Source organism: Massilia oculi (assembly GCF_017582745.1).
Taxonomy (GTDB): domain Bacteria; phylum Pseudomonadota; class Gammaproteobacteria; order Burkholderiales; family Burkholderiaceae_D; genus Telluria; species Telluria oculi_A.
This window is the reverse complement of the sequence record NZ_JAFVIM010000013.1, coordinates 18,779-31,602: the sequence shown is the minus strand read 5'-3', so window position 1 is coordinate 31,602 and position 12,824 is coordinate 18,779. Positions and strand designations below refer to the sequence as shown.

Annotated in this window: 12 protein-coding genes; 5 read left to right on the top strand and 7 right to left on the bottom strand. The window is 65.3% G+C overall.

What is annotated here, in order from left to right; all coding sequences use genetic code 11:
• Nucleotides 1-67 precede the first annotated feature (67 nt).
• Complete coding sequence (gene tgt / locus J3U95_RS15880; protein ID WP_208279613.1) at nucleotides 68-1,207, bottom strand: tRNA guanosine(34) transglycosylase Tgt; 1,140 nt, start codon at nucleotides 1,205-1,207, stop codon at nucleotides 68-70.
• Nucleotides 1,208-1,217: 10 nt separating this feature from the next.
• Nucleotides 1,218-2,240, bottom strand: coding sequence for a tRNA preQ1(34) S-adenosylmethionine ribosyltransferase-isomerase QueA (gene queA / locus J3U95_RS15875; protein WP_208279611.1), 1,023 nt, complete (start codon nucleotides 2,238-2,240; stop codon nucleotides 1,218-1,220).
• A 105-nt stretch (nucleotides 2,241-2,345) separates the two neighbouring features.
• Here queA and recG point away from each other — a divergent pair, with 105 nt between their 5' ends.
• The 3 genes from recG (at nucleotide 2,346) to J3U95_RS15860 (ending at nucleotide 5,719) form a co-directional block, all read left to right on the top strand.
• Entirely contained in the window at nucleotides 2,346-4,406 is a 2,061-nt protein-coding gene (gene recG, locus J3U95_RS15870; RefSeq protein WP_208279609.1) for an ATP-dependent DNA helicase RecG, read from the top strand.
• 14 nt (nucleotides 4,407-4,420) lie between these two features.
• Nucleotides 4,421-4,822, top strand: a complete 402-nt coding sequence (locus tag J3U95_RS15865) for a hypothetical protein (RefSeq protein ID WP_208279607.1) — start codon at nucleotides 4,421-4,423, stop codon at nucleotides 4,820-4,822.
• Nucleotides 4,823-4,972: 150 nt separating this feature from the next.
• Nucleotides 4,973-5,719: a tetratricopeptide repeat protein gene (locus J3U95_RS15860; RefSeq protein WP_208279605.1), complete on the top strand. Its 747-nt coding sequence runs from the start codon at nucleotides 4,973-4,975 to the stop codon at nucleotides 5,717-5,719.
• 61 nt (nucleotides 5,720-5,780) lie between these two features.
• On the opposite strand, the gene J3U95_RS15855 is transcribed toward J3U95_RS15860, so the two are convergent.
• From J3U95_RS15855 to pyrC, 5 genes are all read right to left on the bottom strand, one after another.
• A complete protein-coding gene (locus J3U95_RS15855) occupies nucleotides 5,781-6,527 on the bottom strand; it encodes an NYN domain-containing protein (protein ID WP_208279603.1) in 747 nt (248 codons plus the stop codon).
• A 95-nt stretch (nucleotides 6,528-6,622) separates the two neighbouring features.
• Nucleotides 6,623-6,982, bottom strand: coding sequence for a glyoxalase superfamily protein (locus J3U95_RS15850; RefSeq protein WP_208279601.1), 360 nt, complete (start codon nucleotides 6,980-6,982; stop codon nucleotides 6,623-6,625).
• 10 nt (nucleotides 6,983-6,992) lie between these two features.
• Nucleotides 6,993-7,982, bottom strand: coding sequence for a Gfo/Idh/MocA family protein (locus J3U95_RS15845; RefSeq protein ID WP_208279599.1), 990 nt, complete (start codon nucleotides 7,980-7,982; stop codon nucleotides 6,993-6,995).
• Nucleotides 7,983-7,995: 13 nt separating this feature from the next.
• Nucleotides 7,996-8,787, bottom strand: a complete 792-nt coding sequence (locus tag J3U95_RS15840) for a DUF3025 domain-containing protein (protein ID WP_208279597.1) — start codon at nucleotides 8,785-8,787, stop codon at nucleotides 7,996-7,998.
• An 8-nt stretch (nucleotides 8,788-8,795) separates the two neighbouring features.
• Nucleotides 8,796-9,845 (bottom strand): dihydroorotase, encoded by a 1,050-nt coding sequence (pyrC, locus tag J3U95_RS15835; protein ID WP_208279595.1) that lies wholly within the window; start codon nucleotides 9,843-9,845, stop codon nucleotides 8,796-8,798.
• 275 nt (nucleotides 9,846-10,120) lie between these two features.
• Between pyrC and J3U95_RS15830 the strand changes: the two genes are divergently transcribed.
• The gene (locus J3U95_RS15830) at nucleotides 10,121-11,389 is read left to right on the top strand and encodes a dicarboxylate/amino acid:cation symporter (protein ID WP_208279593.1); all 1,269 of its coding nucleotides are present in this window, start codon (nucleotides 10,121-10,123) and stop codon (nucleotides 11,387-11,389) included.
• Between the two features lie 93 nt (nucleotides 11,390-11,482).
• Nucleotides 11,483-12,766 carry a metal-dependent hydrolase family protein gene (locus J3U95_RS15825; RefSeq protein ID WP_208279591.1) on the top strand — a complete coding sequence of 428 codons (1,284 nt, stop codon included), beginning with the start codon at nucleotides 11,483-11,485 and terminating at the stop codon, nucleotides 12,764-12,766.
• Nucleotides 12,767-12,824: the final 58 nt, after the last annotated feature.

Below are 12,824 nucleotides of genomic sequence, written 5' to 3'. Positions count from 1 at the left end.
TGCTAGAAATTAAATTCCGGCGCCGCCGTCAATACGGCAGCGCCGGGCTCAGCGCGTGAGCAAGTGCTTACACGCCGCGTGCGCGGCCCGCATTGAACTCGATGCGGAACTCGTTGAAGCGGTCGGCATCGATGGCATCGCGCATTTCCTGCATCAGCTTCAGGTAGTAATGCAGGTTGTGGATCGTGTTCAGGCGGGCGCCCAGGATCTCGTTCGAACGGTGCAGGTGATGCAAGTAAGCGCGCGAGAAATTCTTGCAGCAATAGCAATCGCAGCTCTCGTCCAGCGGCGCCTGGTCTTCCTTGTAGCGCGCGTTCTTGATCTTGACGTCGCCGAAGCGGGTGAACAGCCAGCCATTGCGGGCGTTCCGGGTCGGCATCACGCAGTCGAACATGTCGACGCCGTTCGCCACGCCGTCGACCAGGTCTTCCGGCGTGCCGACGCCCATCAGGTAGTGCGGCTTGTTCTCCGGCAGGCGCGGGCCGACGTGGGCCAGGATGCGCTTCATGTCTTCCTTCGGCTCGCCGACCGACAGGCCGCCGATCGCCAGGCCCGGGAAATTGATGTCTTCCAGGCCAGCCAGCGACTCGTCGCGCAGGTGCTCGTACATGCCGCCCTGGACGATGCCGAACAGCGCGTTCGGGTTTTCGCCGCCGGTGAACTCGTTCATCGAGCGCTGGGCCCAGCGCAGCGACATGCGCATCGACTTGGCGGCTTCTCCCGCGGTGGCCGGACGGCCGTCGATCTCGTACGGGGTGCATTCGTCGAACTGCATCACGATGTCCGAGTTCAGCGCGCGCTGGATCTGCATCGAGATCTCGGGCGACAGGAACTGGCGCGAGCCGTCGATCGGCGAGGCGAACTTGACGCCCTCTTCCGTGATCTTGCGCATGGCGCCCAGCGAAAACACCTGGAAGCCGCCCGAGTCGGTCAGGATCGGCTTGTCCCAGCCCATGAACTGGTGCAGGCCGCCGAACTTGTTCATCACGTCCACGCCAGGACGCAGCCACAGGTGGAAGGTGTTACCGAGGATGATTTGCGAGCCGACTTCCTTGAGTTCGACCGGATCCATCGCCTTGACCGAACCATAGGTGCCGACCGGCATGAAGATCGGGGTTTCGATGGTGCCGTGGTTCAGCTTCAGGCGGCCGCGGCGGGCGTGCGACAGGCCGCTGGTGTCTTTCTTGAGTAGGGTAAATTCGAGCATCGTTTTTCTATCAACGTGAAGTGGTCGTCAACAGCATGGCGTCGCCATAGCTGAAGAAGCGGTATTCGTTGGCGATCGCATGGGCATAGGCCTTGCGGATCGGTTCAAAGCCGGCGAAGGCCGACACCAGCATCAGCAGGGTCGACTTGGGCAGGTGGAAGTTGGTGACCAGGCGCGAGACGGTCTTGAAGGTGTAGCCAGGCGTGATGAACAGCGCGGTGTCGGCGCTGCCGGCGACCAGCTCGCCGCTTTGCGAGGCCGATTCCAGCGCGCGCAAGCTGGTGGTGCCGACGGCGACCACGTCGCGGCCCGCCGCTTTCGCGGCGCGCACCGCGTCCACCGTCTCTTGCGCAATGGTGTACCACTCGGTGTGCATCTTGTGCTCGCTCAAATCCTCGACCCGCACCGGCTGGAAAGTGCCGGCGCCGACGTGCAGGGTGACGTAGGCAAACTTGACGCCTTTTTGCGCCAACTTGTCGAGCAGGGGCTGGTCGAAGTGAAGGCCGGCCGTCGGCGCGGCCACGGCGCCCGGTTCCTTCGAGTACACGGTCTGGTAGCGCTGCTCGTCGAATTCGTCGGCGGTGTGCTCGATATACGGCGGCAGCGGCAGGCGGCCGTGGGCTTCGATCAGCTCGAACACATCGCCCTCGAAGTGCAGGGTGAAGAATTCGCCGGCGCGTTCGCCGGTGGTGACGTCGAAGGCGTCGGCCAGGCGGATGCGGTTGCCGGGCTTGGGCGACTTCGAGGCGCGCACCTGGGCCAGCACGGTGCGGTTGTCGAGCACGCGCTCGACCAGCACCTCGACCTGGCCGCCGGTTTCCTTGACGCCGAAGAAGCGCGCCTTGAGCACGCGGGTATTGTTCATCACCAGCAGGTCGCCCGGCTGGAGCTGGTCGACGATGTCGGCGAAGTGGCGGTCGGTGATCTGGTCACCGTCGAGCTGCAGCAGGCGCGAGGCGCTGCGATCGGGCAGCGGCAGCTGCGCGATGCGCTCGGGGGGCAGCTCGAAGTCGAAATCGGAAAGCGAGTACATTATTCTCAATTCTGGGAAAATAAGCGCTGCCAGCTTTACAATACAGGCTCCAGCGCTGATGGCGAACCTTCTATTTTACGCCAGCGAGCGCCATTTTGCCGCGATATGCCCGCCTCCAAGACCACAAATCCACCCAAGACCCTCGAAAGCAAGCTCGCCCGCCTTGGACTGCGCAGCGACATGGACCTGGTATTGCACCTGCCGATGCGCTACGAGGACGAGACCCAGATCGTGTCCATCCGCGAAGCCTGCCTGCGCGGCGGCCATGTTTCGCAGGTCGAAGGCGTGGTGACCAAGAACGAAATCTCGTTCAAGCCGCGGCGCCAGCTGCTGGTGACCATCGCCGACGAATCGGGCGATCTGCTGCTGCGCTTCATGAATTTCTATGGCAGCCAGGTCAAGCAGATGGCCGAAGGCGTGCGCATCCGGGCGCGTGGCGAACTGAAACACGGCTTCTTCGGGGCCGAGATGGTGCATCCGCAATATAAGGTCGTCAACGAAGGCGCACCGCTGCCTTCCTCGCTCACGCCCGTGTATCCGGCCGGCGAAGGACTGTCGCAGACGATATTACGGCGCGCGATCGCCGATGCGATGAAGCGGATCGACTGGAGCGATACCGTCCCCGCGGGCATCCGCGCCAAGATGGGCTTGATCGACTTCGAGCCGGCCGTGAAGCTGCTGCACTATCCGCCGGCCGACGTCGACGAACACGCGCTGGGCGAGAAATCGCATCCGGCCTGGGAGCGCATGAAGTTCGACGAGCTGCTGGCGCAGCAGTTGTCGTTGAAACGGGCGCAGCGTGCGCGGCGCGAAAAAGGCGCGCCGCATTTGCGTGCGGTGGGCAAGCTGTCGGAAGCCTTCCTGGCGGCGCTGCCGTTCAAGCTGACCGGCGCCCAGCAGCGCGTGGTCGAAGAGATCCGTGCCGATCTGCGCGAAGGCTATCCGATGCAGCGCCTGCTGCAGGGCGACGTCGGCAGCGGCAAGACCGTGGTTTCGGCGCTGGCCGCGGCGCAGGCGATCGACAGCGGCTACCAGGCGGCGCTGATGGCGCCGACCGAGATCCTGGCCGAGCAGCATTTCAGGAAGATCGCGGCCTGGATGGAGCCGCTCGGCGTGAAAGTCGCCTGGCTCACCGGCAGCCTCAAGAAAAAGGAAAAGGCCGCGTCGAACGAGCTGATCGAGTCGGGCGAGGCGAACCTGGTGATCGGCACCCACGCGCTGATCCAGGACACGGTGCAGTTCGCGAAACTGGGCCTGGTGATCGTCGACGAGCAGCACCGCTTCGGCGTCGGCCAGCGCCTCACCCTGCGCAACAAGGGCAGCGACGGCCTGGTGCCGCACCAGCTGATGATGTCGGCAACGCCGATCCCGCGCACCCTGGCGATGACCTATTACGCCGACCTCGAAGTGTCGGTGATCGACGAGCTGCCGCCTGGCCGCAGCCCGATCGTCACGCGCGCGATCGACCAGATGCGGCGCGACGAAGTGATCGAGCGCGTCTACGCGGCGGCGCTCGAAGGCCGGCAGGTGTACTGGGTGTGCCCGCTGATCGAGGAATCCGAGGCCCTGCAATTGCAGACCGCGACCGAGACCTACGAGACCCTGGCCGAATCGCTGCCCGAGCTGCAGGTGGGGCTGGTGCATGGCCGCATGAAGCCGGCCGAAAAACAGGAAGTGATGGATGCCTTCACGGCGGGCGAGGTGCACGTGCTGGTGGCGACCACGGTGATCGAGGTCGGGGTCGACGTGCCGAATGCGTCCCTGATGGTGATCGAGCATGCCGAGCGCTTCGGCCTGTCGCAGCTGCACCAGTTGCGCGGACGCGTGGGACGCGGATCGGCGGCCTCGGTGTGCCTGCTGCTGTACCAATCGCCGTTGGGCCAGGTGGCCAAGCAGCGTTTGATGACGATGCGCGAGACCACCGACGGCTTCGAGATCGCGCGGCGCGACCTGGAGATCCGCGGCCCGGGCGAATTCCTGGGCGCACGCCAGTCGGGCCAGGCGATGCTGCGCTTTGCCGACCTGGAGCTCGATGGCTGGCTGGTCGACCGCGCGCGCGACGTGGCGCAGTATCTGCTCGATGGCGAAAAGCCCGAGAAGATCGCGGTGGTCGATGCGCACCTGGCGCGCTGGCTGGGTGGGCGCGAGGAATTCCTGAAGGTCTGATGGAGAGACGAACGATGAAGCCGGAACAAGCATTGAGTATCGATGAACTGCGTGCCCTGGCCCTGGCCTCGGCCCAGGTAGCGGACAGCTGCACATGCGAGATCGCGAGCTACCCCGGGTGGACGCGCACGCCGGTGTCGTTCCCGCAGACGCAGATGCGCCCGGCCGGCACCTTGGCCGGCGATCCCTACCTTGATCCAACCTTCGCCGAATACCATCCGCACGGGACCAATTACTGGTCGCCGGACGCGCCGATCGCCATCCACTATTTTCCATACAACCGCTGCGCGGTCCAGCAATGCAGCGTGTGCACGCGCTACTGCCTCAGCTATGTGGAAGCGGGCGGCTACTACGTCGAGCCGCGCATCCGTGCGCTCGATGTGCGGCATATCGTGGATGCGCCGGCGGCCGACTGATCAAGCTGCTGCGGCGGATAACCACATCGCAGGCAGGCTCCGTGACAATCGGTTAGAAACTTCACCGTCGATTCCGGATATCGTTGCTGCAGCGCGATATCACACTCAGCAAGTCGCGTCACTCGTTCATCATCAGACACGGAACCGACAATGCCCTTTCTTGGACTCGGACTGCATTTTCTCATCGCCCTCTTCTTCGCGATCCATGCCGTGCGCAACGGTCGCCAGCTGTACTGGCTGCTGATCCTGTTCTCGTTCCCCCTGCTCGGCAGCCTCGTCTACTTCGTCGTGGAATACCTGCCGGCCTCGCGCCTCGAACGCCGCGGGCGCATCGCCGGGCGCGCGCTCCAGAAAAGCCTTGATCCTGGCCGCGACGTGCGCGAGGCTAGGTCCGCCTTCGACCTGACGCCGACCGCCCACAACCAGATGCGCCTGGCGGCGGCCCTACTGGAGGCCGGCGAATCGGAGGAAGCCGTGCGCCATTACGACGCCTGCCTGAACGGACCGTTCGCGGGCGACCCCGAGGTCATCCTGGGCGCCGCGCGCGCTCACGCGGCGCATGGACAACCGGCGGCTGCGATCGCGCTGCTGGCGCCGCTGCAGTCGAAGCGTCCCGATTTCCGCGCCGACGAAGTCGGGCTGGCGCTGGGCCGCGCTTATGCCGCTACCGGTCGGCCGGACGACGCAGGCGTCGAATTCGAGGCCGTGGTCGAGCGCTTCGGCAGCATCGAGGCGCGCGTCGAATTGGCGCTGTGGGCGCTTGCCAATGGCAAGGAGGCGGTGGCGCAGCGCGAGCTGAAGGAAATCGGGCATGCGCGCACGCATATGGCGAAGCACACGCGCGAACTGCACCGGGAGCTGTTCAAGCGGCTGGATGCCGCCACGCCGCCGACATGAGATCGCAAGACGCGTATCGAGGCTGTAGCCATGCCATTCGTCCAATGACGCAAAGGCACTGCTAGACTTGCTGCGCCGGCGCCAGCTTGACGGTGTAATGGCCACCATCTTCCTTGGTTAGCGCGAGCCGGTTGTAGGCACGCAGCATGTCCAGCAAGCCGGAATAGCCATGACCGTCCGGAGAAAAACCGGGATCGATGCGGCGCAGATACTGTCCGAGCGTGCTGAGATGGACCTTCCCCTCCGATGAATCGCCAGCCAGCAGCGTCACGGCCTCGACCACCATTTTTGGACGACGCTTCCCCTGCGCAGGCGGCGCATTGGCCTTGCGCGTCGGGTCGATGGCAATGGCCGCTCCCGGGGCCGCCTCGGGCACCGCAGGTTCCGGTGTCCATTCGTGAAACTGGTCACTGGCGTTGCGCAGCGCAAGCGGCGTCTTCGCTTCGCCGACGATATGCACGGTAGCGCCGCGCTCACGCAGCTTGCGGCACAGGTAGACGAAATCGGAGTCGCTCGTCACGACGCAAAAGCAGTCGGCGCGATGATCGAACAAGGCTTCCAGCGCGTCGAGCGCGAGCGCGATGTCCGACGTGTTCTTGCCGGCAGCGTACTGATATTGAAGACAAGGCGTAAACGCCTGCTGGACGAGCGTCTCTTGCCATTTATTGGCCAGGGTGGCGTGGTTGCCGTATCCGCGCTTGATCACGACCCGTCCCAGCTTGGGGACGATCCGCATGGCATGGGCGACGACTGCAGGGTTGGTGTTGTCGCAGTCGAGCAGGACAGCGACTTTTGTTTCATTCGTCATGGCGTCTCCGGCGCTACAGGTCGACCTACTGTAGCAGAGCCACCACGCGTCAATATGCGCGCTTCCTCACCACTGCCGCCGCGTGGTCGAGACCATCACGCGCCGGCGAAGGTCAGCCGGTTCCCAAACGGATCCTTGACGCTCAGCTCGCGCGTCTCCCACGGCGTGTCCTCGATCCCGGGCCGCGCATAACCATATTGTTTGGCGGCCAGCTCGGCGTGCAGGCCATCGACATCATCGACCTCGATGCGCAGCGCAGCGCCGGGACAGCAATCGCCATGATGCTCACTCAGGTGCAGCACGCAGTCACCGCGCGACACCTGCAGGTAGAGCGGCATGCCGGGACCGAACCGGTGGTCCCAGTCGACCGTGAAGCCGAGGTAGTCGACATAGAACTCCCTGGCCTTGGCCTCGTCGAAGATGCGCAGGATCGGCGTGACGCTCCCGAGCTTCATGGCATCCGCCTCAAACGCGGTCGGCCGCGTAACGCAGGCCGATCTGGCGCCGGATCTCATCCATCACGCCCATCAGCGCCAGCGTCTCGCCCTGGGTCATCGACGGGCTTTCCAGCAGCCCCTGCTGCCAGCAGCGCTGGGCCTCGATCGCTTCGTGCACATAGCCGTTGCCGAGATATGGGGTCTCGATCGTGCGCTCGCTGCCGTCGTCCAGCTTGACGGTGACCGAGGTGGCGCGGTGGAACATGGTGTTCATCCGCACCTGGCCGCGCTCGCCCGACACGGTCAGCTCGGCCGGCGTGCGCGCCAGGAAGGAGCAGCTGCAGACCGACATGCCGCCGCCTTCGTGCTTGAGCGTGAAGCCGGTCTGCACATCGACACCGGTCGGGCCCATCTCGGCCTGGGCGCGCACTTCGAGCACGGGACCCAGCAGGCCGGCCGCGACCGACAGCGGATAAATGCCCAGGTCGAGCAGCGCGCCGCCGCCCAGCTCGGGATTGAAGACGCGGTGCTCGGGCCCGAAGGCGGCCGCGAAGCCGAAATCGGCGACGACCTGGCGCGGGGTGCCGATCTCGCCCGAGGCCAGGATGCGTTTCACCTCCAGGTAGGCCGGCAGGTAGCGCGTCCACATCGCCTCCATCAGGAACAGGCGTTTCGAGCGCGCCAGCGTCACCACCTGCTCGGCCTCGCGCAGGTTCATCGTGAACGGCTTCTCGCACAGCACGCCCTTGCCGGCGCGCAGCGCCATCAGGGCGTTGCCGGCATGTTCCGGATGCGGCGTGCCGATGTAGATCAGGTCGATGCCATCGGCCTGGGCCAGCAGCTCGCACGAGCCGTAGCTTGCCAGCGCGCCGAATTCCTCGGCGAAGGCCGCGGCCTTGTCCTGGCTGCGCGAACCCACGGCCGCCAGCACGGCGCCCGGCACGTCCTTCAATGCATTGGCAAAGGCACGCGAAATCTTGCCCGTGCCGAGAATTCCCCAGCGTACCGTTTCAGCCATCGGCCTCTCCCATTCAAGCCGTCCGCTTGGGACGGAACACAGTCGTATCCAGATAAAATTCAGGGTCTTGTCCGGGCCACCAGCCTGGAATGCCCAGCACCTGCAAGGGCGTGAAGCCGCCCGGCGTAAGCTCTTCATTCGCCAGGCTGGCCGCAACCTCGCGGTCGAGCCAGGCGCGGCGCGCATCGGCTGCCAGCGCAAAGTAATCGTCGCCGGCGAACACCACCCGCGTATGCGCGGTGATCGCCTTGCGCGGCGCCACCAGCTTTTCCATCAGCGCGTGGCCGAACAGCCAGACCTCGACATCCCTGCCGAACATATCACGCCGATCGTACAGGGCGGCGAGCCAGCGGTGCGCACGCAAGTCGTCGACCAGCGCCCGCCCGGCTTCATCGTCGCGCACGACCAGCAAGGCCGCGTTCTCGTCGAAGATGGTGGCGGCATCGCGCGCAGGCCCGCGCGACTTGCCGACGCCGGCCTGCGCGATCTGCGCCGCCTGCAGTGCGTTCAGCGTGCGCTTGATGCCCGGGAAAGTCTGCCACACCAGCGCATTGAAGAAATCGTGCAGGTTGTCGCGTGTCGGCACCTGGCCGGTGGCGCCGATGAATTCTTCATAGGCCATCCCTTCCGGCAGCGCGGCTTGCGGCACGAAGGACAGCGGCATGCCAACGCCATTGCGGAGGTCGAGCGCGCGCGCCGCCACGTTGAAGGCGTCGATAAAGCCGTCCGGCGGCGGCGCGGCGCGTTCAAAGCTTGGGCGCACCGAGTCGTACCACGGCTGCGCCCAGTCGATCGGCGGCAGCACGGTACTGCTTATACCATCTTCCAGTTGATGCTCTCGCCCGCGTTCAGCGGCACCAGCTGGTGTTCGCCCATCGGCACCGACTCCGGCAGGGTCCAGCTTTCGCGCTTGAGGGTGATCGTGCCCTCGTTGCGCGGCAGGTTATAGAACGCCGGGCCGTTGAAGCTGGCGAAGGCTTCCAGTTTGTCGAGCGCGCCGGCCTGGGCGAAGGCTTCGGTATACATCTCCATCGCGTGCAGCGCGGTGTAGCAGCCGGCGCAGCCGCAGGCGGCGTACTTGGTGTGCACCGCATGCGGGGCCGAGTCGGTGCCCAGGAAGAAGCGCTCGTCGCCGCTGGTGGCGGCGGTGACCAGCGCCAGGCGGTGTTCTTCGCGCTTGAGCACCGGCAGGCAGTAGAAGTGCGGGCGGATGCCGCCGCGGAAGATCTCGTTGCGGTTGTACAGCAGGTGGTGGGCGGTGATGGTGGCCGCGATCGGGCCCTCGGCCTCGGCCACGTACTGGGCCGCGTCCTTGGTGGTGATGTGCTCGAACACCACGTTCAGCGCCGGCATGTCTTTACGCAGCGGGCGCATCACGCGCTCGATGAACACGGCTTCGCGGTCGAACAGGTCGATCTCGTTGTCGGTCACTTCGCCATGCACCAGCAGCGGCATGCCCACTTCCTGCATCACTTCCAGCGTCTTGTAGCACTTTTTCAGGTCGGTGACGCCGGCGTCCGAGTTGGTGGTGGCGCCGGCCGGGTACAGCTTGACCGCGTGGATGAAGCCGGTGTCCTGGGCGCGGCGGATCTCGTCCGGATCGGTGTTGTCGGTCAGGTACAGCGTCATCAAGGGTTCGAAGCGCATCCCTTCCGGCAGCGCGGCCAGGATGCGCGCGCGGTACTCAAGGGCGGCGGCAGCCGTGGTCACCGGCGGGCGCAGGTTCGGCATCACGATCGCGCGGCCGAACTGGCGGGCGGTGTGCGGCAATACGCTGGCCATCGCCGCGCCGTCGCGCAGGTGCAGGTGCCAGTCGTCTGGACGGGTGATGGTGATGGTGTCTGGGGTCTCGATGGTGGACATGGCGGCTCTCGGAAAACGAATGGCGTATTTTACCTGCGCGACGGCGCGCCCGGTGCGCCCAACGGCCCCGAACATCGTCGAGAATTGCCGCAACGGCAAGCATGTAAGCATGCTTGACAGCACTAACAGTGCCTAGGATACTGCGGAACTTGCCATAATCTTCAGAACCAACCGGCCTTCGGTCCTCGAAAACCGGTCATTGCCCGAACAATCCGCCAGCGACAGCGCGATCCGCCGCCGCCGGCCCTGCACAGGTCCACACGACAGGAAGCTTTATGAACAATCGAAATCGCCTGACTACCTTCATCATGATCGCCCTGGTGGTCGGCATCGTGGTCGGCTACCTGGTCAACGCCAATACGGACACGGCGGGCGCGACGAGCTTCTCCGACACGATGTCGCTGATTACCACGATGTTCCTCCGCCTGATCAAGATGATCATCGCGCCGCTGGTGTTCGCGACCCTGGTGGTCGGCATCGCCAAGATGGGCGACGCCAAGGAAGTGGGCCGCATCGGCGTCAAGGCGCTGGGCTGGTTCGTGATCGCCTCGATCATCTCGCTGTCGCTGGGCCTGGTCCTGGTGAACATCTTCCGTCCGGGCGACGCGCTGCACGCGGCGGGCATGATGCCGCCGGTCGACGCGACCTCGGGCATCACCAGCGGCAGCCTGACGATGAAGGACTTCATCACCCACCTGATCCCGACCTCGATCGTCGACGGCATGGCCAAGAACGAGATCCTGCAGATCGTGGTGTTCTCGGTGTTCTTCGGCACCGCCGCCGCCGCCGTCGGCGCGCGCGCCACGCCGATGATCGACGCCATCGACGGCGTCGCCCACGTCATGCTCAAGCTGACCGGCTACGTGATGAACTTCGCCCCGATCGCGGTGTTCGCGGCGGTGGCCGGCATCATCGCCAAGAGCGGCCTGGGCGTGCTGTCGACCTACGGCATCTTCATGGCCCAGTTCTACTTCGGCATCGCGCTGCTGTGGGTCGTCCTGATCGGCATCGGCATGGCCGTGATCGGCCCGCGCATCCTGCGCCTGATCTCCGAGCTGCGCGGCCCGACCGTGCTGGCCTTCTCGACCGCCTCGTCCGAAGCCGCCTTCCCGCGCACCCTGGAAAGCCTGGAGCGCTTCGGCGTCAAGAACCGCCTGGCCTCGTTCGTGCTGCCGATCGGCTACTCGTTCAACCTGGACGGCTCGATGATGTACTGCACCTTCGCGGCCGTCTTCATCGCCCAGGCCTACGGCATCGAACTGTCGCTGGGCACCCAGATCACCATGATGCTGGTGCTGATGCTGACCTCGAAAGGCATGGCCGGCGTGCCGCGCGCCTCGCTGGTCGTGATCGCCGCGACCCTGAACCAATTCGACATCCCGGAAGCTGGCCTCTTGCTGCTGCTGGCGATCGACCACTTCCTGGACATGGCGCGCTCGGCCACCAACGTGATCGGCAACGGCATCGCCACCGCCGTCGTCGCCAAGTGGGAGGGCGACCTGGGAGAACCCAACAAGGAACCCGCCATCTCACCGCTGAAGTAGGGGTGGTGAACGGCTACCCGTAGTGCCCGAGGCCTTCCAGCAATGGAGGGCCTTTGTTTTTTCAACATCGATAATCACAACAAGGGGAAAGAGATGAAACAGATGGTTGCCGCCGGCATGCTGCTGGCCCTGAACAGCGCGCACGCCGCCACCCAGACGGTCGACTGCGGCCGGCTGCTGGACGTCCAGAAAGGCGCATGGCGCGAGCGCGTCAGCATCGTGATCGAGAACGGCAGCATCGTCTCGGTGGGACCGATGACGCAAGCTGCCGGCAATATCGACCTGTCTCGCCACAGCTGCCTGCCGGGCCTGATCGACATGCACGTGCACCTGACCAGCGAAACCCAGCCGGCGGTCGACGCCTACCGCGACCGTCTGGCCGCCAATCCGGCCGACATGGCCTATCGTTCGGTGAAGTACGCCGAGCGCACCCTGATGGCCGGCTTCACCACGGTGCGCGACCTGGGCGCCGCCGACAACCTGAACATCTCGCTCAAGCGCGCCATCGCCGCCGGCGAAGTGCCGGGCCCGCGCATGTTCACCGCCGGCAAATCGCTGGCCACCACCGGCGGCCACGCCGACCCGACCAACAACCTGTCGCACTTCCTGTCCGAGAAGATCGGCACGCCCGGCCCGACCGAGGGTGTATTGAACAGCCCCGAGGAAGCGCGCCAGGCGGTGCGCACCCGCTACAAGGATGGCGCCGACCTGATCAAGGTCACCGCCACCGGCGGCGTGCTGAGCCAGGCCGCCAGCGGCCACAACTCGCAGTACACCGAGGACGAGCTGCGCGCCGTGGTGAGCACCGCGAAGGACTACGGTTTCCGCGTCGCGGCCCACGCCCACGGCGCCGAAGGCATGAAGCGCGCGCTGCGCGTCGGGGTCGACTCGATCGAGCACGGCACCCTGATGGACGACGAGGTCATCGCGCTGTTCAAGAAAGGCGGCGGCTGGTACGTGCCGACCATCTCGGCCGGCCGCTACGTGGCGGACAAGGCCAAGGAACCGAATTATTATTCCGCCCTGGTGCGTCCGAAGGCGGCCGCGATCGGCCCGCAGCTGCAAGCCACCTTCGGCCGCGCCTATAAGGCCGGCGTGAAGATCGCCTTCGGCACTGACGCCGGCGTGTTCCCGCATGGCGACAATGCCAAGGAATTCGGCTATATGGTCGAAGCGGGCATGACGCCGCTTGATGCGATCCGCTCGGCCACCGTGAACGCGGCCATCCTGCTCGACCAGCCGAAGCGCCTGGGTGCGATCGACGCCGGCTTCGCGGCCGACATCATCGCGGTCGAGGGCGATCCCCTGCAGGACGTGAAAGTGCTCGAGCAGGTCAAGTTTGTGATGAAGGATGGCGTGGTCTACAAGAAGCCCTGATTTCCAGGGCGTCCCGCCGGTTTTAGAAAGGTAGTAACACGATGTCCAAGCAGTTCCC

What these genes read in the sequence shown, in the direction of transcription:
- J3U95_RS15860 (WP_208279605.1), top strand. Translation starts at nt 4,973, where the DNA reads ATGCCCTTTCTTGGACTCGGACTGCATTTTCTCATCGCCCTCTTCTTC.
- J3U95_RS15850 (WP_208279601.1), bottom strand. Translation starts at nt 6,982, where the DNA reads ATGAAGCTCGGGAGCGTCACGCCGATCCTGCGCATCTTCGACGAGGCC.
- J3U95_RS15825 (WP_208279591.1), top strand. Translation starts at nt 11,483, where the DNA reads ATGAAACAGATGGTTGCCGCCGGCATGCTGCTGGCCCTGAACAGCGCG.
- J3U95_RS15845 (WP_208279599.1), bottom strand. Translation starts at nt 7,982, where the DNA reads ATGGCTGAAACGGTACGCTGGGGAATTCTCGGCACGGGCAAGATTTCG.
- J3U95_RS15855 (WP_208279603.1), bottom strand. Translation starts at nt 6,527, where the DNA reads ATGACGAATGAAACAAAAGTCGCTGTCCTGCTCGACTGCGACAACACC.
- J3U95_RS15865 (WP_208279607.1), top strand. Translation starts at nt 4,421, where the DNA reads ATGAAGCCGGAACAAGCATTGAGTATCGATGAACTGCGTGCCCTGGCC.
- tgt (WP_208279613.1), bottom strand. Translation starts at nt 1,207, where the DNA reads ATGCTCGAATTTACCCTACTCAAGAAAGACACCAGCGGCCTGTCGCAC.
- recG (WP_208279609.1), top strand. Translation starts at nt 2,346, where the DNA reads ATGCCCGCCTCCAAGACCACAAATCCACCCAAGACCCTCGAAAGCAAG.
- queA (WP_208279611.1), bottom strand. Translation starts at nt 2,240, where the DNA reads ATGTACTCGCTTTCCGATTTCGACTTCGAGCTGCCCCCCGAGCGCATC.
- pyrC (WP_208279595.1), bottom strand. Translation starts at nt 9,845, where the DNA reads ATGTCCACCATCGAGACCCCAGACACCATCACCATCACCCGTCCAGAC.
- J3U95_RS15830 (WP_208279593.1), top strand. Translation starts at nt 10,121, where the DNA reads ATGAACAATCGAAATCGCCTGACTACCTTCATCATGATCGCCCTGGTG.